At 61.9% G+C, this 22,616-nt stretch carries 25 protein-coding genes; 8 read left to right on the top strand and 17 right to left on the bottom strand.

The annotated features are described in order from the left end of the window. Positions 1–15 precede the first annotated feature (15 nt). Genes rplW through rpsJ form a run of 4 tightly spaced genes read right to left on the bottom strand, consistent with a single transcriptional unit; the run spans position 16 to position 1,904 of the window. Entirely contained in the window at positions 16–318 is a 303-nt protein-coding gene (gene rplW, locus PG881_RS16245) for a 50S ribosomal protein L23 (RefSeq protein ID WP_005307955.1), read from the bottom strand. Continuing rightward, the gene (gene rplD, locus PG881_RS16240; RefSeq protein ID WP_005340616.1) at positions 315–920 is read right to left on the bottom strand and encodes a 50S ribosomal protein L4; all 606 of its coding nucleotides are present in this window, start codon (positions 918–920) and stop codon (positions 315–317) included. Before rplD ends, rplW begins: the two co-directional genes overlap by 4 nt. Before the next feature lie 17 nt (positions 921–937). Next, positions 938–1,570 (bottom strand): 50S ribosomal protein L3, encoded by a 633-nt coding sequence (rplC, locus tag PG881_RS16235; RefSeq protein ID WP_010672559.1) that lies wholly within the window; start codon positions 1,568–1,570, stop codon positions 938–940. A 22-nt stretch (positions 1,571–1,592) separates the two neighbouring features. Beyond that, on the bottom strand, positions 1,593–1,904 hold the full coding sequence (gene rpsJ, locus PG881_RS16230) for a 30S ribosomal protein S10 (protein WP_005307944.1): 312 nt from the start codon (positions 1,902–1,904) through the stop codon (positions 1,593–1,595). A gap of 356 nt (positions 1,905–2,260) precedes the next feature. Between rpsJ and PG881_RS16225 the strand changes: the two genes are divergently transcribed. Further along, a complete protein-coding gene (locus tag PG881_RS16225; protein WP_029302484.1) occupies positions 2,261–3,175 on the top strand; it encodes a DMT family transporter in 915 nt (304 codons plus the stop codon). 35 nt (positions 3,176–3,210) lie between these two features. On the opposite strand, the gene envZ is transcribed toward PG881_RS16225, so the two are convergent. Together envZ and ompR are read right to left on the bottom strand one after the other, a co-directional pair. Then, positions 3,211–4,521, bottom strand: a complete 1,311-nt coding sequence (gene envZ / locus PG881_RS16220) for a two-component system sensor histidine kinase EnvZ (protein ID WP_270801364.1) — start codon at positions 4,519–4,521, stop codon at positions 3,211–3,213. Further along, positions 4,518–5,237, bottom strand: coding sequence for an osmolarity response regulator transcription factor OmpR (gene ompR / locus PG881_RS16215; protein WP_005307934.1), 720 nt, complete (start codon positions 5,235–5,237; stop codon positions 4,518–4,520). The genes envZ and ompR overlap by 4 nt, the downstream gene beginning before the upstream one ends. A 236-nt stretch (positions 5,238–5,473) precedes the next feature. Between ompR and greB the strand changes: the two genes are divergently transcribed. Together greB and PG881_RS16205 are read left to right on the top strand one after the other, a co-directional pair. Next, positions 5,474–5,947 (top strand): transcription elongation factor GreB, encoded by a 474-nt coding sequence (greB, locus tag PG881_RS16210; RefSeq protein WP_011704309.1) that lies wholly within the window; start codon positions 5,474–5,476, stop codon positions 5,945–5,947. Positions 5,948–6,215: 268 nt separating this feature from the next. Then, complete coding sequence (locus PG881_RS16205) at positions 6,216–8,522, top strand: Tex family protein (protein WP_270801361.1); 2,307 nt, start codon at positions 6,216–6,218, stop codon at positions 8,520–8,522. Positions 8,523–8,577: 55 nt separating this feature from the next. Here the strand turns inward: PG881_RS16205 and PG881_RS16200 are convergent, their stop codons facing one another. The 4 genes from PG881_RS16200 to bioH form a co-directional block, all read right to left on the bottom strand. Further along, entirely contained in the window at positions 8,578–8,856 is a 279-nt protein-coding gene (locus PG881_RS16200; RefSeq protein WP_011704307.1) for a hypothetical protein, read from the bottom strand. Between the two features lie 96 nt (positions 8,857–8,952). Then, positions 8,953–9,750: a putative metalloprotease CJM1_0395 family protein gene (locus tag PG881_RS16195; protein WP_045528721.1), complete on the bottom strand. Its 798-nt coding sequence runs from the start codon at positions 9,748–9,750 to the stop codon at positions 8,953–8,955. A 1-nt stretch (position 9,751) separates the two neighbouring features. Next, positions 9,752–9,985 (bottom strand): flagellar hook protein FlgE, encoded by a 234-nt coding sequence (locus tag PG881_RS16190; protein ID WP_029302481.1) that lies wholly within the window; start codon positions 9,983–9,985, stop codon positions 9,752–9,754. A 71-nt stretch (positions 9,986–10,056) separates the two neighbouring features. After that, positions 10,057–10,821 (bottom strand): pimeloyl-ACP methyl ester esterase BioH, encoded by a 765-nt coding sequence (gene bioH, locus PG881_RS16185; RefSeq protein WP_270801356.1) that lies wholly within the window; start codon positions 10,819–10,821, stop codon positions 10,057–10,059. A gap of 36 nt (positions 10,822–10,857) precedes the next feature. Here bioH and PG881_RS16180 point away from each other — a divergent pair, with 36 nt between their 5' ends. Continuing rightward, positions 10,858–11,586, top strand: a complete 729-nt coding sequence (locus PG881_RS16180) for a ComF family protein (protein ID WP_270801354.1) — start codon at positions 10,858–10,860, stop codon at positions 11,584–11,586. A gap of 80 nt (positions 11,587–11,666) precedes the next feature. Then, positions 11,667–12,245: a Fe-S biogenesis protein NfuA gene (nfuA, locus tag PG881_RS16175; protein WP_011704302.1), complete on the top strand. Its 579-nt coding sequence runs from the start codon at positions 11,667–11,669 to the stop codon at positions 12,243–12,245. 70 nt (positions 12,246–12,315) lie between these two features. On the opposite strand, the gene gpsA is transcribed toward nfuA, so the two are convergent. The 3 genes from gpsA to PG881_RS16160 are packed head-to-tail and all read right to left on the bottom strand — an operon-like array spanning position 12,316 to position 14,278. Further along, complete coding sequence (gene gpsA, locus PG881_RS16170; protein WP_039215255.1) at positions 12,316–13,320, bottom strand: NAD(P)H-dependent glycerol-3-phosphate dehydrogenase; 1,005 nt, start codon at positions 13,318–13,320, stop codon at positions 12,316–12,318. Between the two features lie 2 nt (positions 13,321–13,322). Further along, positions 13,323–13,799, bottom strand: a complete 477-nt coding sequence (gene secB, locus PG881_RS16165; RefSeq protein WP_270801351.1) for a protein-export chaperone SecB — start codon at positions 13,797–13,799, stop codon at positions 13,323–13,325. Between the two features lie 47 nt (positions 13,800–13,846). After that, complete coding sequence (locus tag PG881_RS16160) at positions 13,847–14,278, bottom strand: rhodanese-like domain-containing protein (RefSeq protein ID WP_124252696.1); 432 nt, start codon at positions 14,276–14,278, stop codon at positions 13,847–13,849. A gap of 325 nt (positions 14,279–14,603) precedes the next feature. On the opposite strand from PG881_RS16160, the gene gpmM reads away from it, so the two are divergent. Both gpmM and envC read left to right on the top strand, forming a co-directional pair. Further along, positions 14,604–16,133 (top strand): 2,3-bisphosphoglycerate-independent phosphoglycerate mutase, encoded by a 1,530-nt coding sequence (gpmM, locus tag PG881_RS16155; RefSeq protein WP_041217283.1) that lies wholly within the window; start codon positions 14,604–14,606, stop codon positions 16,131–16,133. A 9-nt stretch (positions 16,134–16,142) separates the two neighbouring features. Beyond that, complete coding sequence (gene envC / locus PG881_RS16150; RefSeq protein ID WP_113995361.1) at positions 16,143–17,492, top strand: murein hydrolase activator EnvC; 1,350 nt, start codon at positions 16,143–16,145, stop codon at positions 17,490–17,492. A 121-nt stretch (positions 17,493–17,613) separates the two neighbouring features. Here the strand turns inward: envC and PG881_RS16145 are convergent, their stop codons facing one another. After that, a complete protein-coding gene (locus PG881_RS16145; protein ID WP_270801341.1) occupies positions 17,614–18,264 on the bottom strand; it encodes a Qnr family pentapeptide repeat protein in 651 nt (216 codons plus the stop codon). Between the two features lie 90 nt (positions 18,265–18,354). Here PG881_RS16145 and PG881_RS16140 point away from each other — a divergent pair, with 90 nt between their 5' ends. Further along, positions 18,355–19,362, top strand: a complete 1,008-nt coding sequence (locus tag PG881_RS16140) for a substrate-binding domain-containing protein (RefSeq protein ID WP_263680846.1) — start codon at positions 18,355–18,357, stop codon at positions 19,360–19,362. A 97-nt stretch (positions 19,363–19,459) separates the two neighbouring features. Here PG881_RS16140 and PG881_RS16135 read toward each other — a convergent pair whose 3' ends face one another. From PG881_RS16135 to PG881_RS16125, 3 genes are read right to left on the bottom strand one after another with little or no spacing between them, the layout of a single operon-like run. Further along, the gene (locus PG881_RS16135; RefSeq protein WP_043162453.1) at positions 19,460–20,101 is read right to left on the bottom strand and encodes a bifunctional 4-hydroxy-2-oxoglutarate aldolase/2-dehydro-3-deoxy-phosphogluconate aldolase; all 642 of its coding nucleotides are present in this window, start codon (positions 20,099–20,101) and stop codon (positions 19,460–19,462) included. Between the two features lie 20 nt (positions 20,102–20,121). Further along, positions 20,122–21,918 carry a phosphogluconate dehydratase gene (gene edd / locus PG881_RS16130; RefSeq protein ID WP_270801338.1) on the bottom strand — a complete coding sequence of 599 codons (1,797 nt, stop codon included), beginning with the start codon at positions 21,916–21,918 and terminating at the stop codon, positions 20,122–20,124. After that, on the bottom strand, positions 21,915–22,424 hold the full coding sequence (locus tag PG881_RS16125; RefSeq protein WP_039215262.1) for a gluconokinase: 510 nt from the start codon (positions 22,422–22,424) through the stop codon (positions 21,915–21,917). The genes edd and PG881_RS16125 overlap by 4 nt, the downstream gene beginning before the upstream one ends. Positions 22,425–22,616: the final 192 nt, after the last annotated feature.

Here is a 22,616-nt window from a genome sequence, read left to right as displayed (position 1 = left end):
TTTTCAGAACTCCTCTTACTCGGCTGCGCCCATGAAGTCGATGTCCTGACCAGCTTTCAGGGTCACATAAGCCTTTTTCCAATCGGAACGACGGCCTACGCGTGCACCTGCGCGCTTGGTCTTACCCTTCATGTTCAGGGTACGGACGGTCTCAACTTCGACCTCGAACAGTTTCGCAACTGCAGCTTTGACTTCCGCCTTGGTGGCATCAACAGCAACTTTGAACACGATAGTGTTCTGCTTTTCTGCGACCATGGTGCTCTTTTCAGAGATGTGCGGAGCCTTCAGAACTTTCAGCAGACGCTCTTCACGGATCATGCCAGCATCTCCTCGATTTGCTTAACTGCGTCAGCAGTCATCAGAACCTTGTCGAAAGCGATCAGGCTGACCGGGTCGATACCGGCAACGTCACGCACGTCAACTTTGTACAGGTTACGAGCAGCCAGGAACAGGTTCTCATCGACTTCAGCAGTCACGATCAGAACGTCAGTCAGTTCCATTTCTTTCAGCTTGGCGATCAGTTCTTTGGTCTTCGGAGCTTCGATGCCGAACTTCTCAACAACGATCAGGCGCTCTTGACGTACCAGCTCGGACAGGATGCTACGGATAGCGCCGCGGTACATCTTCTTGTTTACTTTCTGGCTGTGATCTTGCGGCTTAGCTGCAAAAGTCACACCACCGGAACGCCAAATGGGCGAACGGATGGAGCCAGCACGGGCACGACCAGTACCCTTCTGACGCCACGGCTTTTTGCCGCCACCAGACACTTCAGAGCGAGTCAGCTGCGCACGAGTACCCTGACGGGCACCAGCGGCATAAGCAACGACAACCTGGTGAACCAGAGCTTCGTTGAATTCGCGCCCGAAGGTAGTCTCGGAAACTTCAAGAGCGCTCTTGGCGTCTTTCATTACCAATTCCATTACTATCTCCTCAGACGTTACGCTTTGACGGCAGGTTTAACGATCACGTTGCCGTTGGTTGCACCCGGTACTGCGCCTTTGATGAGCAGCAGGTTGCGTTCAGCGTCAACACGAACCAGTTCCAGGTTCTGAGTCGTTACACGCTCAGCACCCATGTGACCAGCCATCTTTTTGCCCTTGAATACACGGCCCGGGGTCTGGTTTTGACCGATGGAGCCAGGTACACGGTGGGACAGAGAGTTACCGTGGGTCATATCCTGGGTGCGGAAGTTCCAGCGCTTAACAGTACCGGCAAAACCTTTACCCTTGGATGTGCCGGTAACGTCTACCAGCTTAACGTCAGCGAGAAGATCTACTTTCAGCTCGCTACCAACAGTGAAAGTTTCACCGTTGTTCAGGCGGAATTCCCACAGACCGCGACCGGCTTCTACACCAGCTTTGGCGAAGTGGCCAGCTTCCGGCTTGGTTACACGGCTGGCTTTCTTGGCGCCAGTGGTAACCTGAATAGCGTTGTAGCCGTCGGTTTCTACAGATTTGACCTGAGTTACACGGTTAGCTTCAACTTCGATAACAGTCACCGGGATAGAAACGCCATCTTCAGTGAAGATGCGAGTCATACCCACTTTGCGACCTACAAGACCGATTGTCATTGTTATCAACCTCTTTCCGTAATTAACCCAGGCTGATCTGGACGTCTACACCAGCTGCCAGATCCAGACGCATCAGGGCGTCAACGGTCTTGTCAGTCGGCTCAACGATGTCTACCAGACGCTTGTGAGTGCGGATCTCGTACTGATCACGCGCATCTTTGTTGACGTGCGGGGAGATCAGGACGGTGAAGCGCTCTTTGCGAGTCGGCAGCGGAATAGGACCGCGAACCTGCGCGCCGGTGCGCTTTGCAGTTTCAACGATTTCCGCAGTGGATTGATCGATCAGGCGATGATCAAAAGCCTTCAGGCGGATACGGATTCTTTGGTTCTGCATTGACAGAGCTCCAATAGATAAAAGAACATAAATCAACACCGCCCGACCGAGATTACTCCCGCCAGAGGTGTGATTTTTCACGTTTCCTCCCATATCGGGAGGACTGTATGGCTGGTCCCCGCAAGCGGGAAACTCAGCAAGCAGACATATCGTCTGGCTTACCTCATGGGTAAGCGGAGGGGATTATACGGATTTTTTCAATTTGCGCAAGAGAAGGCGAACAGATTGTGCGCAATTTTATGTGACAGATGGATCTCGCCAACGGCTGGGCAAGCCCTTGCCTGGCAGGGGTAACGACAATGTTGCAAACAGGCTGGTAGACTGTGCGCCGGCCTTCGTCATCGGAACGACACCCCATGCTCAAAGATCAGAAAAAAGCCTATCAATATGGGCTCTGCGCCGTCGCCCTCTGGTCGACGGTCGCCAGCGCCTTCAAGATCTCCCTCGCCTACTTTGAACCTGTACAGCTGCTGCTGGTCGCGGCCTGCACCTCGACCCTGACGCTGGGAGTGATCGTGGCCTGTCAGGGCAAACTGCCGCTGCTGCTCGGCTACATCAAGCGTCGCCCCTTTTACTATCTGGCACTGGGAGTACTCAACCCCTTCCTCTATTACCTGCTGCTGTTCAAGGCGTATGACCTGCTGCCCGCCCAGCAGGCGCAGACCCTCAACTACACCTGGGCCATCACCCTCAGTCTGCTGGCGGTGCCCTTCCTCGGTCAGAAGCTGCGTCGCCGCGACGGGGTGGCCATCGTGCTCGGCTACTTCGGCGCGCTGGTGATCGCCACCAAGGGGGATGTATTCGGTCTGCAGTTCGACAGCCCCCTCGGCGTCACGCTGGCGCTGGTGTCGACCCTGATCTGGGCTGGCTACTGGATCCTCAACACCCGCAACCAGGGCGACCCCATCGTCAGCCTGCTGCTGGGCTTTCTCATCAGCCTGCCCTTCATCGTCGCGGCGACCTGGCTGCTCTCGGACTTTGCCATGACTGCCTGGCAGGGGTGGGCCGGTGCCATCTACGTGGGGCTGTTCGAGATGGGCTTCGGCTTCGTGCTCTGGCTGATGGCACTGCGCCATGCCACCAACACGGCCCCCATCAGCAACCTCATCTTCATCTCGCCGTTTGCTTCGCTGGTGCTGCTCAACCTGCTGATCGGCGAAACCATCCACCCGGCCACCCCCATCGGACTGGCGCTCATCGTCGCCGCCCTGCTGATCCAGCAGCTGAAATATGGCAGGCGCTACCGCAAGACCAGCGAGCCGCAAGCCTGACATGCAAAGGGCGTATCCACGGATACGCCCTTCGTTCAATCAATCCACTCCAGCGGCTGATTCTTGGGTAGCCGGATCTCCACTAGCAAGCCCCCCAGCTCGGAGCGCCCCAGCCTGATGGTGCCGTGATGCTGGGATACGATCTTGGCGACGATGGCCAACCCCAGGCCGCTGCCGCTGCCGGTACGAGCCTCGTTACCCTGGGTGAAGGGCTTGAGCACCCGGTAGTAATCCTGCTCCGGAATGCCGGGGCCGTCATCCGACAAGCGCAGCCGCACCCAGTGACCATCATCCTTGAGCTCGGCCTGCAGCCGGCTCGCACCGTAGCGCAAGGAGTTGCCCGACAGGTTGTTGAGGATGCGGCGGATGCTGATGGGGTTGCAGGCCACCCGTACCGCCTCGGCCGGCAACTCGAGCTCCACCTCCAGTCCCTGATCGGTCTGCACCAGCAAGCTGTCGTGGATCAGCTGGGTCAGGTCGATCTGCTGGGTATCCAGCCCCTCGTCCGGCCGAATGTAGTCGATGAACTGATCGATGATGCCATTGGACTCGTCAATGTCAGCGTTGATGCTCTCCTTGAGATACTCATCGCCGGAGGACATCATCTCGGTCGCCAGCCGGATACGGGTCAGCGGGGTACGCAGATCGTGGGAGACGCCCGCCATCATCAGATTGCGCTCCTCGATCAGGCCCTTGATGGAGCTCGACATGTGATTGAAGGTGCGAGTCAGCCGACGCACCTCCCGCGAGCCCTGCTCCCCCAATGCATCGGGAAAATTGCCGCGCGCCACCGCCACGGCACCCGCCTCCAGATCCTCCAGCGGCCGCACCAGCTGGCGGGCAAAGCGCCAGGCCGCGAACAGGGTCACCACCAGCAGCACGCTCATGTAGAGGATCAGCGGCTCGATCTCGTCATCCTCGATCTCGGTCAGCGGGATGCGCACCCACACCTTGTTGGCCTGGGGCGGCTGGATCCAGATGATGTAGTGATCCTGGATCTCGACCCTGACCTTGGTCTTGCCCCCCAGTTCACGGCTGATGCTCTCCTCCAGATAGGTGTAGGGCTTGGACTCGTTGAGCCCGTGCTGCTCCGCCTCGGTCTGGGTATAGATGTCGCTGCCGGTCGCCACATAGACCAGCGCCTCGGCGTCTTCACTCAACGCCAGCTGGTTGCTCTCGACCGGGAAGATGAGCTTGACCTGGTTGGCCAGCAGGTGACTGATCTGCTTGACGGTCGGCGCCAGCAGATAGTTGTAGAAGGTGGCATAGGAGACAAACTGATAGACCACCAGCACGGCGGCCAAAAACCAGAGCATGCGGGAGAACATGCTGCTCACTTTCTTCATTCGCCATCACCGTCCGGCACGAACACATAGCCCAGACCCCAGACGGTCTGCAGATAACGGGGCTGGGCCGGATCCTGCTCCAGCAGGCGACGCAGGCGGGAGACCTGCACGTCGATGCTGCGCTCGGTGGCGGTATATTCGCGACCGCGGGCCAGGTTCATCAGCTTGTCGCGGGAGAGAGGCTCGCGCGGATGGCTCACCAGCACCTTGAGCACGGCAAATTCGCCGCTGGTCAGTGCAACTGGATCACCATCGCGGCTCAGCTCGCGGGTCGCCAAGTTGAGCTGATAGCTGCCAAAGCTCACCACCTTCTCAGCGGTAGAGGGGGCACCCGGCAACTCGACGGTGTGCCGGCGCAGCACGGCACGGATCCGGGCCAGCAGCTCACGGGGGTTGAACGGCTTGGGCAGGTAATCATCGGCACCCATCTCGAGCCCGACGATGCGATCCACCTCATCCCCCTTGGCGGTCAGCATCAGCACCGGGATCTGGTTGCCAGCCTCGCGCAGACGGCGGCAGATGGAGAGGCCGTCTTCCCCCGGCAGCATCAAATCCAGCACCATCAGGCTGAAGTTCTCACGGGTCAGCAGGCGGTCGGCCTGTTCACCATTGGCGACGCCCCGAACCACGAACCCCTGTTCGGTCAGGTAGCGCTCCAGCAGGGAACGTAATTTCAAATCATCGTCGACGACCAGAACCTTGTATTGCTGACTCATTGCTTGCCTCTCCTCTCGATATGCTGCCAATACTAGAGCTCGGGCTCGTAACGGCCAAGCCTAAATATGTTACCGGTTATTGCCCATTCAGCCGATTTTACGCCCCTGCATCCCGTACCTCATCACTCAGGCGCCTCCTCAGACACCCCAGTTTTTGCTCGACAGCAAGGCGACAACGGATAAGATCTGCCGAGCCATAAGAGGCTCATCAGCCCCACTGACACAGGTAACGACCGATGAAGACCAAGCTGATCACCCGTGAAGGCTACAACAAGCTCAAACAGGAGCTCGATTTCCTCTGGCGCGAGGAGCGCCCCGAGACCACCCGCAAAGTGGCCTGGGCGGCCAGCCTCGGTGATCGCAGCGAGAATGCCGACTACCAATACAACAAGAAACGGCTGCGGGAGATCGACCGGCGGGTCCGTTACCTGCGCAAGTGCCTCGAGGAGCTGGGGATCGTCGACTACTCCCCCGCCCAGGAGGGCAAGGTCTTTTTCGGTGCCTGGGTCGAGGTGGAAAACGAAGAGGGAGAGACCAAGCGCTTTCGCATCGTCGGCTATGACGAGATCTTCGAGCGCAAGGATTACATCTCCATCGACTCCCCCATGGCCCGCGCCCTGCTCAAGAAAGAGGTGGGGGACGAGGCCATAGTGCGTACGCCAGTCGGTGACGCCTGCTGGTACATCAATGAGATCAGCTATCCCAAATAAGCCAGCTCCGGCCCTGACTGCCAAATCGGCTGACGAGGCCAGGAGAGACCGAGCATGTCCGCCCACCGGGTATGACAAGCGTCGTTTTAGCCGGGGTGGCATCCCGCTGCCCGACCCCATATAGTGCTCACACCCGGCGCCTTGCGGCGCCAACCGGCCCGCGCGGCAGTGGTCCGGCTGGTACCTTGAGTACCGCCAGGACAGACCCCTGCCCGGCGACATCGCCTCGCGCCTGCCCGTTGACCAGGACCCGACCAAGAGACCCTCGATGCAAAGCCACGTAATAGAACATCAGATTGCCGGTGAGCTGAATGCCCGCCCAGAGCAGGTGCAGGCCGCCGTTCGCCTGCTGGACGAAGGCGCCACCGTCCCCTTCATCGCCCGTTACCGCAAAGAGGTGACCGGCGGTCTGGACGACAGCCAGCTGCGTACCCTGGAGAGCCGCCTCGGCTACCTGCGTGAACTGGCGGATCGCCGCCAGGTGATCCTGCGCTCCATCGAAGAGCAGGGCAAACTGACCCCGGAACTGGCCCGCGAGCTGAACGATGCCGACAGCACGACCCGGCTGGAAGACCTCTACCTCCCCTACAAGCCCAAGCGCCGCACCAAGGGACAGATGGCCATCGAGGCGGGGCTGGAGCCTCTGGCCGACCTGCTGCTGAGCGATCCGCTGAAGGATCCCGAACAGGAGGCGGTTCGCTTCCTCAATGCCGGGCAGGGGATCACCGACGGCAAGGCCGCCCTCGACGGTGCCCGCTACATCCTGATGGAGCGCTTCGCCGAGCAGGCTGACCTGCTGGAGAAGCTGCGCGACTACCTGTGGCACAACGCCACCCTGCGCGCCCGCGTGGTGGCCGGCAAGGAGCAGGAAGGGGCCAAGTTCAAGGATTACTTCGAGCACGACGAACCGCTGCACAAGGCCCCCTCCCACCGGGTGCTGGCCATGTTGCGCGGCCGCAACGAGGGGATCCTCAACCTGGCGCTGGTTGCCGGCGACGATGAGGGTGCCAGCCCCTGCGAAGGGATCATTGCCCATCACCTCAGGCTCAACCTGCAACACCGCCCGGCCGACAAGTGGCTGCAGGGGGTAGTGAGCTGGACCTGGAAGATCAAACTCTCCTTGCAGATGGAGACCGAGCTGATCGGCCGCATCCGCGAGTCAGCAGAAGACGAGGCGATCAAGGTATTCGCCATGAACCTCAAGGATCTGCTGATGGCAGCGCCGGCCGGCATGCGCTGCACCATGGGGCTGGATCCCGGCATCCGCACCGGGGTCAAGGTGGCGGTGGTCGATGCCACCGGCAAGCTGGTCGATCACGCGACCATCTATCCGTTCGAACCCAAGCGCCAGGTTGACCAGAGTCTCAAGATCCTGAGCGAGCTGTGCCAGAAGCACAAGGTCGAACTCATCAGCATCGGCAACGGCACCGCCTCGCGGGAAACCGACCGCCTGGTGAGCGATCTGTTCGAGCGCTACCCGGCCGCCAAGGCGCAGAAGATTGTGGTGAGCGAGGCGGGGGCCTCGGTCTACTCCGCCTCCGAGCTCGCCTCCCAGGAGTTCCCTGATCTCGACGTCTCCATTCGTGGCGCCGTCTCCATCGCCCGCCGGCTGCAGGATCCGCTGGCCGAGCTGGTCAAGATCGAGCCCAAGAGCATAGGTGTCGGCCAGTACCAGCACGACGTCGGCCAGAGCCAGCTGGCCCGCCGGCTCGATGCGGTGGTCGAGGATTGCGTGAACGCGGTCGGGGTGGATGTAAATACCGCCTCGGTCGCGCTGCTCAACCGGGTTTCCGGCCTCTCCCAGACCCTGGCCCAGAACATCGTCGCCTACCGCGACGAGAACGGCGCTTTCCAGCATCGTCAGCAATTGCTGAAAGTGAGCCGACTCGGGCCCAAGGCATTCGAACAGTGCGCCGGCTTCCTGCGCATTCGGGGCGGCAGCAACCCGCTGGACGGCTCGGCGGTGCACCCGGAATCCTACCCTGTGGTGGAGCGGATCCTCGCCAAGCTGGAGCAGACCGTGGACAGCCTGCTCGGCAACAGCAGCCTGCTGCGCACTCTCAAGCCCGCCGACTACACCGACGAGCAGTTCGGGGTGCCTACCGTCACCGACATCATCGGTGAGCTGGACAAGCCTGGCCGCGACCCCCGTCCCGAGTTCAAGACTGCCACCTTCAAGGAAGGGGTGGAGAAAATCAGCGATCTGGTACCCGAGATGGTGCTGGAGGGGGTGGTCACCAACGTCACCAACTTTGGCGCCTTCGTCGACATAGGTGTCCATCAGGACGGGCTGGTGCATATCTCCTCCCTCACCGATCGCTTCGTCAAGGATCCCCGCGAGGTAGTCAAGGCCGGCGACATCGTCCGGGTCAAGGTGCTGGAGGTCGACGTACCGCGCAAACGCATCAGTCTGACCATGCGTCTGGATGAAAAAGCCGGCCAGCCGGCACGCAAACCGGCCGAGCCGCGCCACACCGGCAACGCCAAGCCGAAGCAAGCGCCGCGTCAGAGCCCCCCGGCCGATGGCGCCATGGGCAATGCCTTCGCGGCTGCCCTGTCGAAACTGAAGAAATAAGCCCCCAGAATGCAAAAAGCCCCGCGAGGGGCTTTTTTGTCGCCGTTGTTCAGCCTCATTGGGCCAGCGCAGCCAGAATGGCGTCAGCCTCCCGATGGGCTGCCAGTACCTCCCGCAGCCGGTTGAATGCCTTGCAGGCCTCTTGCGGATACTTGCCATAGGAAACCACGCCGGTATGACTCCAGCCTGCCGCCAGCATCACCTTCTTCTTGAAATGGGTGCCTTCGGTGCCGCCCCCGCCAAGCTGCATCAAGAACTGCTCCATCTGGAGGTGCGGCGGTGGTACACGGGAGAAGGTGGCAAAATCTTCCGGTTTGACTTCATCAAAGTGCATGACGACTCCTGTGAGCGTGGATGGGATTACCCCTCAGATTAGTTGCAAATGCCTGCTCGCGAGGGAAAAAAACCGGGCGGAAATACGGTGGAAAACTCAGACACTCAGGCTCAGGTTCTGCTGGGCCGCAGGCTTGACTGCCTGCTGATAACGTTGGGCGATGACCTGGTTGCGCTGCTCCATGTAGCCGTTCAGCACGCCCGTCTTGGCGCTGCCATCGGCAGCCAGGGCGGTATCAGGGTCGGATGAAAGCAGCGCCTTGCGGGCCTGCGCTTCCTTGGCCGCAGCACTTCTGGCTACGCTCAGATCCTGAGAAGAGGGCTCGGCAGGCGCCAGTGCGGCGGCCCGCACCTGTTGCATCTTGGCGATGGTGGCTCTGGGATCGCCGGGGATGGTTCCGATGTCGATGGAGACGCCACCGCCGGTTGCGTAACGCTTGCCATCCGGCCCCATGGCAAACTCATAGGTAGGGCTGCCGGCATACTGACCGCCGGTACTCTGGTGCGCCTGCTCATGAGTGCGCACCTCCTGATCCCTGTCGGCCAGCTCCTTGACCTGCAGCTCCTGCTTCTGCTGTTGCTCCTGCTGCTTGGGATCCTGCTGCTTGTTGCGCTGACCGTCCTCACCGGTGGCCTCGACGAAGCGATTGTCGATCGCCGCCTGCGGGTTGCCGGTCTGGGAGCCTTCTCGCGCCTGCTGGGAAGTCTGATTGGGATTGGCCTGGCTGGCTCTGGACTTCTCTTTCTGGGAGCCGACCTCGGACTCGGCGTTGAAAGCCTCGCTCTGACGGCTCTGGGGGATGAGTGCCGCGCGGCGATTGTCAGTGCGTGCCGATTCCGTCTGCGGTTGCAGCTGGTTGGGAATGATGGTCGGCAGACTGACATTGATGTTCATGTCACACCCGAATGTCGATCAGGGTTCCCATCATGTCGCTGGCGGTCTGGATCACCTTGGCAGAGGCACCGGCCTGCACCTCGGCCACCTTGAGATTGACCAGCTCATCGGGCAGCTGAACCTTGTCACCGCTCGGGGTGTTGAGCCTGGCGATCTGGCTGGACGCCTTGTCAGCGATCTGCTCCGCACGCTGAAAGCCTTGCACACCGCTGTTCAATGCTGAATCTATACGCATGACAACTCTCCTCTGACACTGGATTAATTATCCGCCACGCCAGAGGATTAATGAAGCAAATTGGCTATTTTTCAACCTACAAAATGTTCAATAATTTCAATGAACTGTTGTGGATGGGAAATAAAGGGCGCGTGTGAGGCCTTTTCCAGCACCACACTGCGGCTGCTTGGGTAACGCTCGTCCAGCAGAGGGATGGATGCCTTGGGCACCAGCGAATCCAGCCGACCATAGATCCGCAGCCAAGGCAGGCTCAATGGTGTCAGCTCATCGCGCAGATCGACCTCGGCCAGCAAACCGAGCCCTGCCTCCAGCGCGGCTAGCTGGGGAGCGGGCCGCTCCGCCAACCAGTGGCGCAACTGGCGGATGTCGTCCCTGGCATGTTCGCTGCCCATGGCCTGGATCGCCAGGAAGCGTTCGATGGTCTGCTTGAAGTCCCCCGCCAGCATCTGGTTGAAACCGGTCAGCACCTTGGGGGCGATCCCCGGCCACTCGCCGCGGGCCATGAAACAGGGGGAACTGGCCACCGTGATGAGAGAGTGCAATCGCTCGGGATGACTCAAGGCCAACTGGCTTGCCACCAAGCCACCGAGGGACCACCCCAGCAAATGGCACTGCTCCGGCAGAATGGCTGCCACCTGTTCAGCCAGCCAGGGCAGACTGTACTCTATTCCGCCCGCCAGCGGACTGTTGCCAAAGCCGGGCAGATCCACCAGATGGACGCGATAGCGAGACGCCAGAGCCGGCACAATGCCATGCCAGACCGCGCCATTCATTCCCCATCCGTGCAACAGCACCAGATCGGGCCCCTGACCAAACCGCTCAACCGACACGCTCATCTAGACTCAGATCCTGTTCACTCTGTTGGGGTCAGCATGTTAAAGCGGCTGCTCGCCAAAGCAAGTCCGATCCTCGGCCGCCATGCCGACTGGCAGGGCAACTGTCTGCTCTGCCAGCAGCCTTGCGATGTTGACCCCTTGCTGTGCAGCTGGTGCCGGCAGGCCCTGCAGCAAGCTGAGCACACCTGCCGCTTGTGTGCCGCTCCCTTGCCGACATTGCATGAAGAACGCCTGCCGATCTGCGGCCGCTGCCTGCGCAGGCCGCCGCCATGGGAGCGGCTGCAGGTCATCGGTGACTACCGGCCACCCTACCCCATGTTGATCCCCCGGCTGAAGTATTCCGGCCAGATCCTGCTGGCCCCGCTGCTTGCCCGGTTGCTTGCCGATCATCTGGATCTCAGCGAGCTGCCAGAGGCCATCATTCCGGTGCCTCTGCACTGGTGGCGCAAATGGTGGCGCGGCTTCAATCAGGCGGAAGAGATAGCCCTCACTCTCAGCGAGCTGACCGGCATTCCTTATGACAAGCGCCTGCTGCGCCGGGTCAGGGCAACCCCGCAGCAGACCAGGCTCAGTGCCGGCCAGCGGCGGCGCAATCTGCGCGGCGCCTTCCAGATCAGACCACACGCCTATCAGCACGTGGCGCTGCTCGATGACGTGGTCACCACGGGCGCGACCGCTGGCCATCTCACCCGTTTGCTCCATGAGAGCGGGGTCACAAAGGTGGAAGTGTGGGCCGTCTGTCGCACCCTCAAGCATCTCAAGTAACCATCGGCATGCTACCCAAGCCTTGCCAAGAGAGTTATCATGAATACCCTAGTCGTACACTCAGGTTTATGAGGATAGTGATGATCAGCATTTCCGACACCGCCCAGGCCCATTTCCGTAAACTGCTGGAAAAACAGCCTGATGGCACCAATATCCGGGTGTTTGTGGTCAATCCGGGAACCCAGAATGCCGAGTGCGGCGTATCATATTGCCCACCCGACGCGGTCGATCCGGAAGATCAACACCTGCCCTTCAGCGGCTTCGACTGCCTGGTCGATCCCCTGAGCGCCCCCTTCCTGGTAGATGCCACCATCGATTTCGTCACCGATCAGATGGGCTCCCAGCTCACCCTGAAAGCCCCGAACGCCAAGATGCGCAAAGTGGCCGACGACGCTCCGCTGATCGACCGTATCGAGTACGTGTTGATGTCCGAGGTGAACCCCATGCTGGCCGGTCATGGCGGCAAGGTCACCCTGGTCGAGCTGACCGAGGACAAGCTGGCCATCCTGCAGTTCGGCGGCGGTTGCAACGGTTGCTCCATGGTCGACTACACCCTGAAAGAGGGGATCGAGAAGCAGCTGCTGGAGAAATTCCCGGGCGAGCTCAACGGCGTCAAGGATGCCACCGAGCACCAGCGCGGCGATCACTCCTACTACTGATTTGCTGCTCTTGCCGCAAAGAAAAGGCCCCGCCAGCTGGCGGGGCCTTTTGCATTCTGTGGCGGGCGGATCACTCGTCCTTCTTGTCTCGCGACAGCAGGGCGATGGCCGCCTCTTTCGGATTCTTGCCTTCGTACAGCACCTTGAAGATCTGCTCGCAGATGGGCATCTCGACGCCACAGCGGGCCGCCAGCAGATGCACCTCCTTGGTGTTGCGATAGCCTTCCACCACCTGGCCGATCTCGGTCATGGCGGTGTTCACATCCTTGCCGGCCCCGAGGGCCAGCCCGAAGCGACGGTTGCGCGACTGGTTGTCGGTACAGGTCAGCACCAGATCCCCGAGCCCGGCCATCCCCATGAAGGTCTTGGCGTCGGCGCCGAGCGCGGCGCCCAGGCGCTGCATCTCTACCAGACCCCGGGTGATGAGCGCAGTCCTGGCGTTGGCGCCAAAACCCAGCCCGTCGGAGAGACCGGCACCGATGGCGATGACGTTCTTGACCGCCCCGCCCAGTTGCAGGCCGATGAAGTCCGGATTGGTATAGACCCGGAACGAACGGCCGCAGTGCAGCAGCAGGGAGAGATCGTCGGCGAAGTCGTCGTGGGTCGATGCGACCGAGATGGCGGTCGGCAGACCCGCGGCCAGCTCCTTGGCGAAGGTGGGGCCGGAGATGACCGCCAGCGGCATCTCGTCACCCAGCACCTCGCGTGCCACGTCTTGCAGCAGACGGCCGCTGTCCGGCTCCAGCCCCTTGGTGGCCCAAGCGATACGGGTATCCGGGCGCAGGAAGGGTTTGACCTGGGCCAGTACCTGCCCGAACACATGGCTCGGCACCACCAGCAGCAGCACGGGAGCGGCTTGTACCGCCTGTTGCAGATCGGCGGTCAGCTGCAGATCGGCAGGAAAAGGGACATCCGGCAGAAAAGCCTTGTTGCAGCGGTCTTGTTCCAGCTCGGCGACATGGGCAGGGTCGTGACCCCACAGCAGGGTCGGATGACCGTTGCGCGCCAGAGAAATGGCAAGGGCGGAGCCATAAGACCCCGCCCCCAAGACCGAGATAGCGATCTGGTCGGCCATTATCAGGCTTCCGCAGTCGCCTGCTGGGCCTGTGCCTGCGCCATGTGCTGGGCAAACAGGGCATCGAAGTTGACCGGTGCCAGGTTCAGCTGCGGGAAGGAACCCTTGCTCACCAGGTTGGACACCGCTTCGCGGGCATACGGGAACAGGATGTTCGGGCAGAAGGCAGCCAGGCAGTGAGCCAGTTGCGGCTCCGGCAGGTTGCCGATGGTGAAGATACCGGCTTGCTGAACTTCACACAGGAAGGCAGTTTCGGTTTCCAGCTTGCAGGTTACGGTCAGGGTCAGGGTCAGTACCACTTCATAGACGCTGTCGGCCAGGATGTTGGTCTTGGTGTCCATGTCCAGCTTGACGTCCGGCTGCCACTCTTTCTGGAAGATGTGCGGGGTATTCGGCGCTTCGAAGGAGACGTCCTTGGTGTAGACGCGCTGGATGTGGAATTCCGGTTGTACTTCCTGGTTGTTGATCTCTTCAGCCATTTTGTTTGATTCCTTTTTATGAAAATAGGTGGGCGCAGGCCCTTAAATCAGCGTTTTTTGGTCACCGGCAGATTCTCTGCACGCCACTGGGCCATGCCACCGCTGAGCACATACACCTGCTTGAAGCCGGCTTTGCTCAATTGGCGACCCGCGCCACCAGCGGTCATCCCCGACTCGCACACCACTATGATGGGGGCATCTTTATGCTTTTCAACCTGGCCCAGATTATTGCTCTGGATCTGGCTGAGCGGCAGGTGCTGGGCACCGGCCAGATGGCCCTTGGCAAACTCTTCCTGACTGCGAATGTCCACCACGGTGGCGTTTTCACGGTTGATCAGCAGGGTTGCGGTGTGGTTGTTCACCGACTTCACCGGAGAAAAACGAGCACGCACCGTGGTGTAAACCAGGGTGCCTGCCAGGCCGAACCAGGCTGCGGTCAGCAGCGGGTTGCGGGCCGCAAAATCCAAATACTCTTGCATCTTCTACTATCCAGGGACCAAGACAAGTGCCCGAGTATACATGGGGACCCAGCCAAGATCAGCCATCTTGGCGGCAAAGCGGGAGCGGGCTCCCACCAGACGGGGACGGGGGAAAGCGGCGGCATAAAAAGTGGCATTCGGCTCGCTAGGGGGAGGATTCGTCGAGTGGTGCGACAAGCCGGCGACAAAGAAGAAACAGCTCGGCAACAGCGTGCGGCCCCCGCCGGACGGGGCTTGGCTATCAGGTGACTATTTCGGCAGATGTAGTAATATTACGCTAGTTTCACTTCCCGCAATTCATTCCTATCCGAGAGGACATAGCCTTATGTCAACAGCTAAGAAACCTTTGGTTCTGGTCATCATGGACGGTTGGGGCTACAGCACCAAGCAAGAACACAACGCCGTCGCTGCCGCCAAGACTCCCAACCTCGACCGTCTCGCCCGTGACTACACCAGCACCCTGATCTCCGGCTCCGGCCTGGACGTGGGTCTGCCTGATGGTCAGATGGGGAACTCCGAAGTAGGCCACGTCAACATCGGCGCCGGTCGCATCGTCTATCAGGAACTGACCCGCATCTCCAAAGACATCCAGGACGGCGACTTCTTCCAGAACGTCGAGCTGGCCAAGGCTGTCGATGCTGCCGTGACCAAGGGCAAGGCCGTACACATCATGGGTCTGATGTCTCCGGGTGGCGTGCACAGCCACGAAGAGCACATCATGGGCATGATCGAAATGGCCGCCAAGCGTGGCGCCGAGCAGATCTACTTCCACGCCTTCCTGGATGGCCGTGACGTGCCGCCGCGCTCCGCCCAGTCCTCCATCGAGCAGTTCGATGCCCTGTTCGCCCGTCTGGGCAAGGGTCGCTTCGCCTCCATGATCGGCCGTTACTACGCCATGGACCGCGACAACCGCTGGGATCGCGTGCAGCAAGCCTATGACCTGATGACCCAGGGCAAGGGTGAGTTCACCGCCGACAGCGCCAGCGAAGCCCTGGCCGCCGCCTACGCTCGCGACGAGAACGACGAATTCGTCAAAGCCACCCGCATCGGTGCCGCCGCTCCCATGCAGGATGGCGATGCATTGATCTTCATGAACTTCCGTGCCGACCGTGCCCGCGAGATCACCCGCGCCTTCGTCGACAGCGACTTCACCGGCTTCGCCCGCACCGCCACCCCGGCGCTGAACTTCGTGATGCTGACCGAGTACGCGGCCGACATCAAAACCGCCTGTGCCTACCCGCCGACCGCGCTGGTCAACACCCTGGGTGAATGGCTGGCCAAGCAGGGCAAGACCCAGCTGCGCATCTCCGAAACCGAGAAGTACGCCCACGTCACCTTCTTCTTCAACGGCGGCGAAGAGGCCTGCTTCACTGGTGAAGATCGCGAGATCGTCGCCAGCCCGAAAGTGGCCACCTATGACCTGCAACCGGAGATGAGCTCCGAAGAGCTGACCGACAAGCTGGTCGGCGCCATCAAGAGCGGCAAGTACGACGTCATCATCTGCAACTACCCGAACGGCGACATGGTCGGCCACACCGGCGTGTTCGACGCCGCAGTCAAGGCCTGTGAAGCGGTCGACCACTGCATCGGTCGCGTCACCGAGGCGCTGGCCGAAGTGGGTGGCGAGTGCCTGATCACCGCCGACCACGGCAACGCCGAGAAGATGATGGACGAAGAGACCGGTCAGGCCCACACCGCCCACACCAATCTGCCGGTTCCGCTCATCTATTTCGGTCGCAAGGCCGAAGTGGCTGAAGGCGGCAAATTGTCCGATCTGGCCCCCACCATGCTGACCCTGATGGGTCTGCCGGTACCGCCGGAAATGACTGGCAAGCCCCTGATGATTCTGAAATAATCCTTCCCCATGCGGGGATGCGAAGTTATTTCAACCAAAACCAGTCGCGTCGGCCTGTTGGCCGGCGCGCTGTTTTTTTGCCTGTCGTTCGGGCCGGCCACGGCCCGGGCTGCCAACCAGCAGCTCGGTGCCATGCAGTCCCAGATCAAGGAACAGCAGCAGACCATCAAGCTCAGCAAGCAGGAGCTTGCCAAGCTCAACACCCAGCTCAAGGCTGATGAGCAGGCCATCTCGGCCGCCGCCGCCAAGCTCGAGCAGACCAAGCAGCAGCTCAGAGAGAACCAGCAGAAACTGGTGGGGCTGCAGCAGGACAAGCTGGATCTGGAACAGCAGGCCAGCCATCAGAAGCAGTTGCTGGCCAAGCAGGCCGAGAGCGCCTTCACCGCCGGCAACCACGATTACCTCAAACTGCTGCTCAATCAGCAGGATCCGGCCAAACTGAGCCGCTCCCTCGACTACTACGACTACCTCAACAAGGCTCGCATCGAAGCCATCGAGGCGCTGCGTGCCACCCGCACCAAGCTGGCCAAAAACCAGCAGGCCACCAAAGAGACCGAAAGCCGGCTGCAAAGCCTGCTGAGCGAACAGCAGCAACATCACCAGAGCCTGCTGGCCAGCCAGCAGAGCCGCGCCAAGGTGCGCAACCAGCTGCAGCAATCGGTACAGGATGACGAGCAGAAGCTGAGCAAACTGGTCAAGGCGGAAAAAACCTTGAAGGCCCGGCTGGAAGAGCTGCGCCGCCAGCGGGAAGAGCAGGAACGGCGCGAACGGGCCGAGCGGGAACGCCTCGCCAAGCTGAAGGCGGAGCAGGAGCGGCAGCGCAAGCTGGCAGAGCAGCGCCGTGCTGAACAACAGCGGCTCGCCGCCCAACAGAACAAGGCGGCCCAGCAACAGCAACCGACCGAGGAAGTGGCCAGCAGCAAACCCGAGCGAGGCTCTGGGATCAGCAGCGCCGGCTATTACAGCGGACTCAAGACCAATGGCAGCCTGCGCTGGCCGGTGCAGGGCCCCATCCTCATCGCCTACGGCTCGCCGCGCACCGCCGAACTGAAGTGGAAAGGCACCCTGATAGGCGCCAGTGAAGGTACCCAGGTCAAGGCGGTGGCACCGGGCCAGGTGGTCTACGCCGACTGGCTCGACGGCTTCGGCATGCTGCTGGTGATCGATCACGGCCGCGGCTACATGAGCCTCTACGGTCACAACCAGTCGCTGCTGCGCCAGGTGGGCCAGAACGTGGAACAGGGTGAACCGGTGGCGCTGGTCGGCGACAGTGGCGGCCAGGACAGACCCGGCCTCTACTTCGAGATCCGCTATCAGGGCGAGGCGATCAACCCCACCAAGTGGCTGGCCAAGCGCTGATCACTGCCACCCGACCACCAACCTGTCATCCAGAAAAGCCTGCATCATGCAGGCTTTTTTGAGCGCCGCCGGCAGCGGGCAAGACGGCGGATGACGAAAACTTACCTCTTTTCCTGCCGGCTTAGGGGAAGACGATCAGCCCGATCTGCTCCAGCAAGGCCTGCTGCTGATCTTCGTTGATCTGCACCCCGTCCAGATTGACCCGCCGCAGATCCAGCCCCGGCAGATCGCACTGGCGCAGGTCACAACCCTGCAGGTTGACGCTGGCCCAGTCTATCTGGCCAAACTCGGAACCGCTGAGATCGGAACCCACCAGCGAGGCGCCGAACAGGTTGGCCCCCTGCCAGCGATTGCCGCTCAATTCGCATTGCTCCAGCAGGCACCCTTCGAAATTGGCGTAACTGAAGTTGTTGCCGGTCAGGTGCGCCTCGCAGAAGTAGCTCTTGGCGGTGATCTGGTTGGCAAAGCTGGCACGGGAGAAGTTGATCCCCAGCGCCTGACAGTCGCGCAGCTCCAGCCCCAGACATTGGCTTTGGCTGCAGTCGGCCATGGTGAGATCGCAGCGCAGAAAGCTGGCCTCACGCAGGTCGCAACCCTGCAGCAAACAGCTCTGCTCGCTCTCCCTGTCATAGAAGCTGCAGTCGACGAAGCGGCATTCGGCCAGATCGAGCCAGGAGAAGTTGCAGCCGATGAAACGGCAACCCTGGAACTGCTCCCCCTCCAGGTCTTGTTGCTCGAAGCGCACGCCCTCGAAGCACTTGTCCTTGATCATCCCGCGACTCCCCCTGTTGATGGCGTCATATGCTGACTTTGTTAAATAAAAACGGTAATGTTACGTGTAACATTTTTGCCGGATCCCGAGATGAACGACACCCGCAAGCGCCGCCCCACCCTGCAGGACATAGCCGACCTGACCGGGGTCACCAAGATGACTGTCAGTCGCTACCTGCGCGACCCGCAGGCCGTGGCCGAGGGCACCCGCGAGCGGATCGCCGCCGCGGTGGAGGAGCTCGGCTACATTCCCAACCGGGCGCCGGACATTCTCTCCAACGCCACCAGCAAAGCGATCGGTATCCTGATCCCCTCCCTCTCCAACCAGGTCTTCTCCGCCGTGGTGCACGGCATCGAATCGGTGACCCGGCCAGCCGGCTACCAGACCCTGCTGGCCCACTACGGCTACAGCCCGGATCGGGAAGAGGAGCAGGTCGCTTCCCTGCTCTCCTATCACGTGGATGGGCTGATCCTCTCCGACAGCCAGCACACCGAGCGCACTCGCAAGATGATCGCCACCGCCGGCATCCCGGTGGTGGAGACCATGGATCTGCCGCAGAGCCCCATCGACATGGTGGTCGGCATGGATCACCGGGCAGCCGCCCGGGCCATGGTAACAGAGATGCTGCGCCGGGGCCGACGCAAGCTGGTCTACCTCGGCGCGCGGCTCGACGTGCGCACCCAGCTGCGGATGGAAGGCTACTACCAGGCGATGCAGGATTTCGGCCTGAGCGGCCAGCACCTGCTGACCGAGCAATCCTCCAGCTTCACCCTCGGCGGCCAGCTGCTGGAGCAGGCGCTGGTGCGTTATCCCGATCTGGACGGCCTGTTCTGCACCAACGATGACCTGGCGGTGGGCGCCCTGCTGCAGTGTCAGGCCAAGTGGATACCCGTGCCCCAGCAGATCGCCATCGCCGGCAGCAACGCCCTCGACATCGGCCACGCCATGACCCCCAAGCTGGCCAGTATCGTCACGCCGCGCAAGGAGATCGGCCGTGCGGCCGCCACCATGCTGTTGGCCCGCCTCAACGGCCAGCCACTGGCCGACACCCGGCTCGACATGGGCTTCTCCCTCTACGAGGGGGACAGCCTGGGCTGAGGGCCAGATCCCCGCCATTCAACCAGAACAGAGCAGGCCACCCGAGGGTGGCCTGCTTGCTTGGCAAACGGAAGGTCCGGCTCACGCCGGCGTCAAATCAGGATGCGACCAGGGCGACGGCTTCGCGGGAGAGGCGGGTCACCTCTTCCCAGTTACCGTTCTTGACGGCCTCGGCCGGCAGCATCCAGGAGCCGCCGACGGTGGCCACGCACTTGAGCGCCAAGTAGTCGGCCACGTTTTTCGGGCCGATACCGCCGGTGGGGCAGAACTTCACCTGGGGCAGCGGCGCGGCGATGGCGGAGAGCGCCTTGGTGCCGCCGTTCGCTTCAGCCGGGAAGAATTTGAGGTGGTCGTAACCGGCTTCCAGCGCCTGCATCACCTCGGACGGGGTGGCCACGCCCGGGATCAGCGGCGCCGTGCTGTTGGCCGCGTGGGCCAGCAGGGCCGGGGTCATCCCCGGGGAGATGACGAAGCGGGCACCGGCGGCCACGGCAGCGTCAAACTGCGCGCAGTTGAGCACGGTACCGGCACCGACCATGGCATCCGGCATCGCTTTGGCGATGAGAGCAATGGCCTCCAGCGCGACCGGGGTGCGCAGGGTGATCTCGAACACCGAGATGCCGCCGTCCAGCAGCGCCTTGGCCATCGGCAGGGCCTGCTCCAGCTCATTGATGACCATCACGGGTACCAGCGGGGAGGCGGCAAACACCTCGGCCGGGGTCACTTTCCAGTTCTGCATAGCTCTTCCTTAGTCAGCTCTTAATCAAAGATGGTGGCGCCGCACTCGGCGCTCGATACCGCGCGACGCATCACGCTGAACAGTTCACGGCCCCACCCCTCTTGTTCCAGAGTGAGGTCGATCTCAGCCTGGGTACGGCCACTCAAATCGGTCAGGCAGTCGAGGCTGCCGTTTACCGCGTCCACCCGCAGCAGGTCGCCATCGGCAAGCAGGCCGATGGCCCCGCCGTGCAACGCTTCCGGGGTGACGTGGATGGCGGCCGGGATCTTGCCGGAGGCGCCGGAGAGACGGCCATCGGTGACCAGCGCCACCTTGTAACCGGCTTTTTGCAGGTTGCCGAGCACCGGCATCAGCTTGTGCAGCTCCGGCATGCCGTTGGCGGCCGGGCCATTGTGACGCACCACGATGACGGCATCTTGATTGAGATCACCCGCCTTGTAGGCCGCTTCCACCGCATGCTGGGAGGAGAAGACCCGCGCCGGCGCTTCAATCACCCGATACTCGGGAGCCACGGCGGAGACCTTGACCACGGCGCGGCCCAGGTTACCTGCCAGCAGCTTGGTACCGCCGGTGGCCTGAAATACGCTGCCGGAAGGCGACAACACGCTCGCATCACCGCTCTCACCCACCGGCTGCCACACCAGCTGGCCATCGACCAGAGCCGGACGGCTGAGGTAATCCTGCATCTCGCCAAACACCGGAGTGGCATCCAGGTGGATCAGCCCCTCTTGCGCCAGCCGGCGCATCAGGCCGGGCACGCCGCCCGCCTGTTCGAAGGCGTTGACGTCGGCCGGGCCGTTCGGGTACATGCGCACCAAGAGCGGCACCACGTCGGAGAGATCACTGATGTCGTCCCAGGTCAGGTGCAGGCCGGCGGCACGGGCCAGCGCCACCATGTGGATGCTGTGGTTGGTGCTGCCGCCGGAGGCGAGCAGGGCCACCAGCCCGTTAACCAGCGAGCGCTCGTCGATCACCACACTCAGGGGGCGATAGGCCGGGGAACCCGGGATCATGGCGCTGATGCGGCGGGCCGCCTCCTCGGTGAGGGCGCGGCGCAGCTCACTGTGCGGGTGGACGAAGGCGGAGCCCGGCAGCATCAGACCCATGGCCTCGAACACCAGCTGGTTGGTGTTGGCGGTGCCGTAGAAGGTGCAGGTGCCCGCCGCGTGGTAGGCACCGCACTCCATCTGCAGCAGGGCGTCACGGCCCACTTCGCCGGCGGCGTACTGCTGGCGCACCTTCACCTTCTCGTCGTTGCTGATGCCGCTCGCCATCGGGCCGGCCGGCACGAAGGCGGTGGGCAGGTGAGCGTGGGAGAGCGCCCCCATGATCTGGCCCGGCGCTATCTTGTCGCAGATGCCGAGCAGCAGGGTGGCGTCGAAGGTGTTGTGGGACAGCGACAGCGCGGTCGCCTGGGCGATCAGATCGCGGGAGAACAGGGACATGTCCATCCCCGGCTGCCCCTGGGTCACGCCGTCGCACATGGCGGGCACACCGCCGGCCACCTGGGCGCTGTGGCCCAGCTCGGCCAGCGCGGCCTTGATGATGTCCGGATAGCCCTGATAGGGCTGATGGGCGCTCAGCATGTCGTTGTAGGCGGTGACGATGCCGACGTTGGCGCGGGTCATGTCGAGGATGCGCCCCTTCTCGTCACAGCTGGAAGCGGCCACGGCGTGGGCCAGGTTGCCGCAGGCCAGCGCGGCGCGGGTCTTGCCCTGATCGGCCTGACGCTGGATGCGGGCCAGGAAGGCCTGGCGACGGGCGGCACTGCGTTCGCGAATGCGGGCGGTGACGCTGGAAATGACCTGATGGATCATTGGGCTTGCTCCAATGCTGTGACGGCGCGATCAACCACCTGTTCGAAGGTGCCGTCGATATCGATGTGGAATACACCGGCTTCGCCGTCCGGGCGCTCCAGGGTATCGAACTGACTTTGTACCATGCTTTCGCGCATGAAGTGGCCCTTGCGGGCCCGCATCCGCTCGAGGATCAGCGGCTGGCTGCCGTCGAGGAAGAGGAAGCTGACCGACTCGTTGCCTTCACGGATCTGGTCGCGGTACTGCTTCTTGAGGGCCGAGCAGACGATGACGCCCACCTCGTTCTTCTGCTCCAGGCTGTAGGCCGCGTCGCGGATCCGCTCCAGCCAGGGGGCGCGGTCCTCGTCGTTGAGCGGGTTGCCGCCGGCCATCTTCTGGATATTGGCCCTGGGGTGCAGATCATCACCGTCGATGAACTTGGCGCCCAGCACGTCGGCCACCTTGAGGCCCACGCTGGACTTGCCGCTACCACATACACCCATCACGATAATGCTCTTACCCGCCATTGTTTGACCTCTATCTCATTTTTCAAAAAACGTGCTGTCGATGGGTTCTAACTTAGCACGTTACCGGTAACATGTTACCGGTAACAACAAGAATTGTGAAGTCTGCCACAGACTGAGCGCACTCATAGTCACCTGGGCAATCGAGTTTGAGCCCTGGCCATAAATCTAAATAAATCATAAAGATATGGTCTG

The organism is Aeromonas sp. QDB54 (genome assembly GCF_027707385.1).
GTDB lineage: Bacteria > Pseudomonadota > Gammaproteobacteria > Enterobacterales > Aeromonadaceae > Aeromonas > Aeromonas hydrophila.
The sequence above is the reverse complement of the archived record's forward strand: the minus strand, read 5'-3'. Positions and strand labels throughout refer to the sequence as shown.

Bases quoted from the DNA above. Each gene is read 5' to 3' on its own strand.
- rplW (WP_005307955.1), bottom strand. From the start codon at position 318: ATGATCCGTGAAGAGCGTCTGCTGAAAGTTCTGAAGGCTCCGCACATC.
- rplD (WP_005340616.1), bottom strand. From the start codon at position 920: ATGGAATTGGTAATGAAAGACGCCAAGAGCGCTCTTGAAGTTTCCGAG.
- rplC (WP_010672559.1), bottom strand. From the start codon at position 1,570: ATGACAATCGGTCTTGTAGGTCGCAAAGTGGGTATGACTCGCATCTTC.
- rpsJ (WP_005307944.1), bottom strand. From the start codon at position 1,904: ATGCAGAACCAAAGAATCCGTATCCGCCTGAAGGCTTTTGATCATCGC.
- PG881_RS16225 (WP_029302484.1), top strand. From the start codon at position 2,261: ATGCTCAAAGATCAGAAAAAAGCCTATCAATATGGGCTCTGCGCCGTC.
- envZ (WP_270801364.1), bottom strand. From the start codon at position 4,521: ATGAAGAAAGTGAGCAGCATGTTCTCCCGCATGCTCTGGTTTTTGGCC.
- ompR (WP_005307934.1), bottom strand. From the start codon at position 5,237: ATGAGTCAGCAATACAAGGTTCTGGTCGTCGACGATGATTTGAAATTA.
- greB (WP_011704309.1), top strand. From the start codon at position 5,474: ATGAAGACCAAGCTGATCACCCGTGAAGGCTACAACAAGCTCAAACAG.
- PG881_RS16205 (WP_270801361.1), top strand. From the start codon at position 6,216: ATGCAAAGCCACGTAATAGAACATCAGATTGCCGGTGAGCTGAATGCC.
- PG881_RS16200 (WP_011704307.1), bottom strand. From the start codon at position 8,856: ATGCACTTTGATGAAGTCAAACCGGAAGATTTTGCCACCTTCTCCCGT.
- PG881_RS16195 (WP_045528721.1), bottom strand. From the start codon at position 9,750: ATGAACATCAATGTCAGTCTGCCGACCATCATTCCCAACCAGCTGCAA.
- PG881_RS16190 (WP_029302481.1), bottom strand. From the start codon at position 9,985: ATGCGTATAGATTCAGCATTGAACAGCGGTGTGCAAGGCTTTCAGCGT.
- bioH (WP_270801356.1), bottom strand. From the start codon at position 10,821: ATGAGCGTGTCGGTTGAGCGGTTTGGTCAGGGGCCCGATCTGGTGCTG.
- PG881_RS16180 (WP_270801354.1), top strand. From the start codon at position 10,858: ATGTTAAAGCGGCTGCTCGCCAAAGCAAGTCCGATCCTCGGCCGCCAT.
- nfuA (WP_011704302.1), top strand. From the start codon at position 11,667: ATGATCAGCATTTCCGACACCGCCCAGGCCCATTTCCGTAAACTGCTG.
- gpsA (WP_039215255.1), bottom strand. From the start codon at position 13,320: ATGGCCGACCAGATCGCTATCTCGGTCTTGGGGGCGGGGTCTTATGGC.
- secB (WP_270801351.1), bottom strand. From the start codon at position 13,799: ATGGCTGAAGAGATCAACAACCAGGAAGTACAACCGGAATTCCACATC.
- PG881_RS16160 (WP_124252696.1), bottom strand. From the start codon at position 14,278: ATGCAAGAGTATTTGGATTTTGCGGCCCGCAACCCGCTGCTGACCGCA.
- gpmM (WP_041217283.1), top strand. From the start codon at position 14,604: ATGTCAACAGCTAAGAAACCTTTGGTTCTGGTCATCATGGACGGTTGG.
- envC (WP_113995361.1), top strand. From the start codon at position 16,143: ATGCGGGGATGCGAAGTTATTTCAACCAAAACCAGTCGCGTCGGCCTG.
- PG881_RS16145 (WP_270801341.1), bottom strand. From the start codon at position 18,264: ATGATCAAGGACAAGTGCTTCGAGGGCGTGCGCTTCGAGCAACAAGAC.
- PG881_RS16140 (WP_263680846.1), top strand. From the start codon at position 18,355: ATGAACGACACCCGCAAGCGCCGCCCCACCCTGCAGGACATAGCCGAC.
- PG881_RS16135 (WP_043162453.1), bottom strand. From the start codon at position 20,101: ATGCAGAACTGGAAAGTGACCCCGGCCGAGGTGTTTGCCGCCTCCCCG.
- edd (WP_270801338.1), bottom strand. From the start codon at position 21,918: ATGATCCATCAGGTCATTTCCAGCGTCACCGCCCGCATTCGCGAACGC.
- PG881_RS16125 (WP_039215262.1), bottom strand. From the start codon at position 22,424: ATGGCGGGTAAGAGCATTATCGTGATGGGTGTATGTGGTAGCGGCAAG.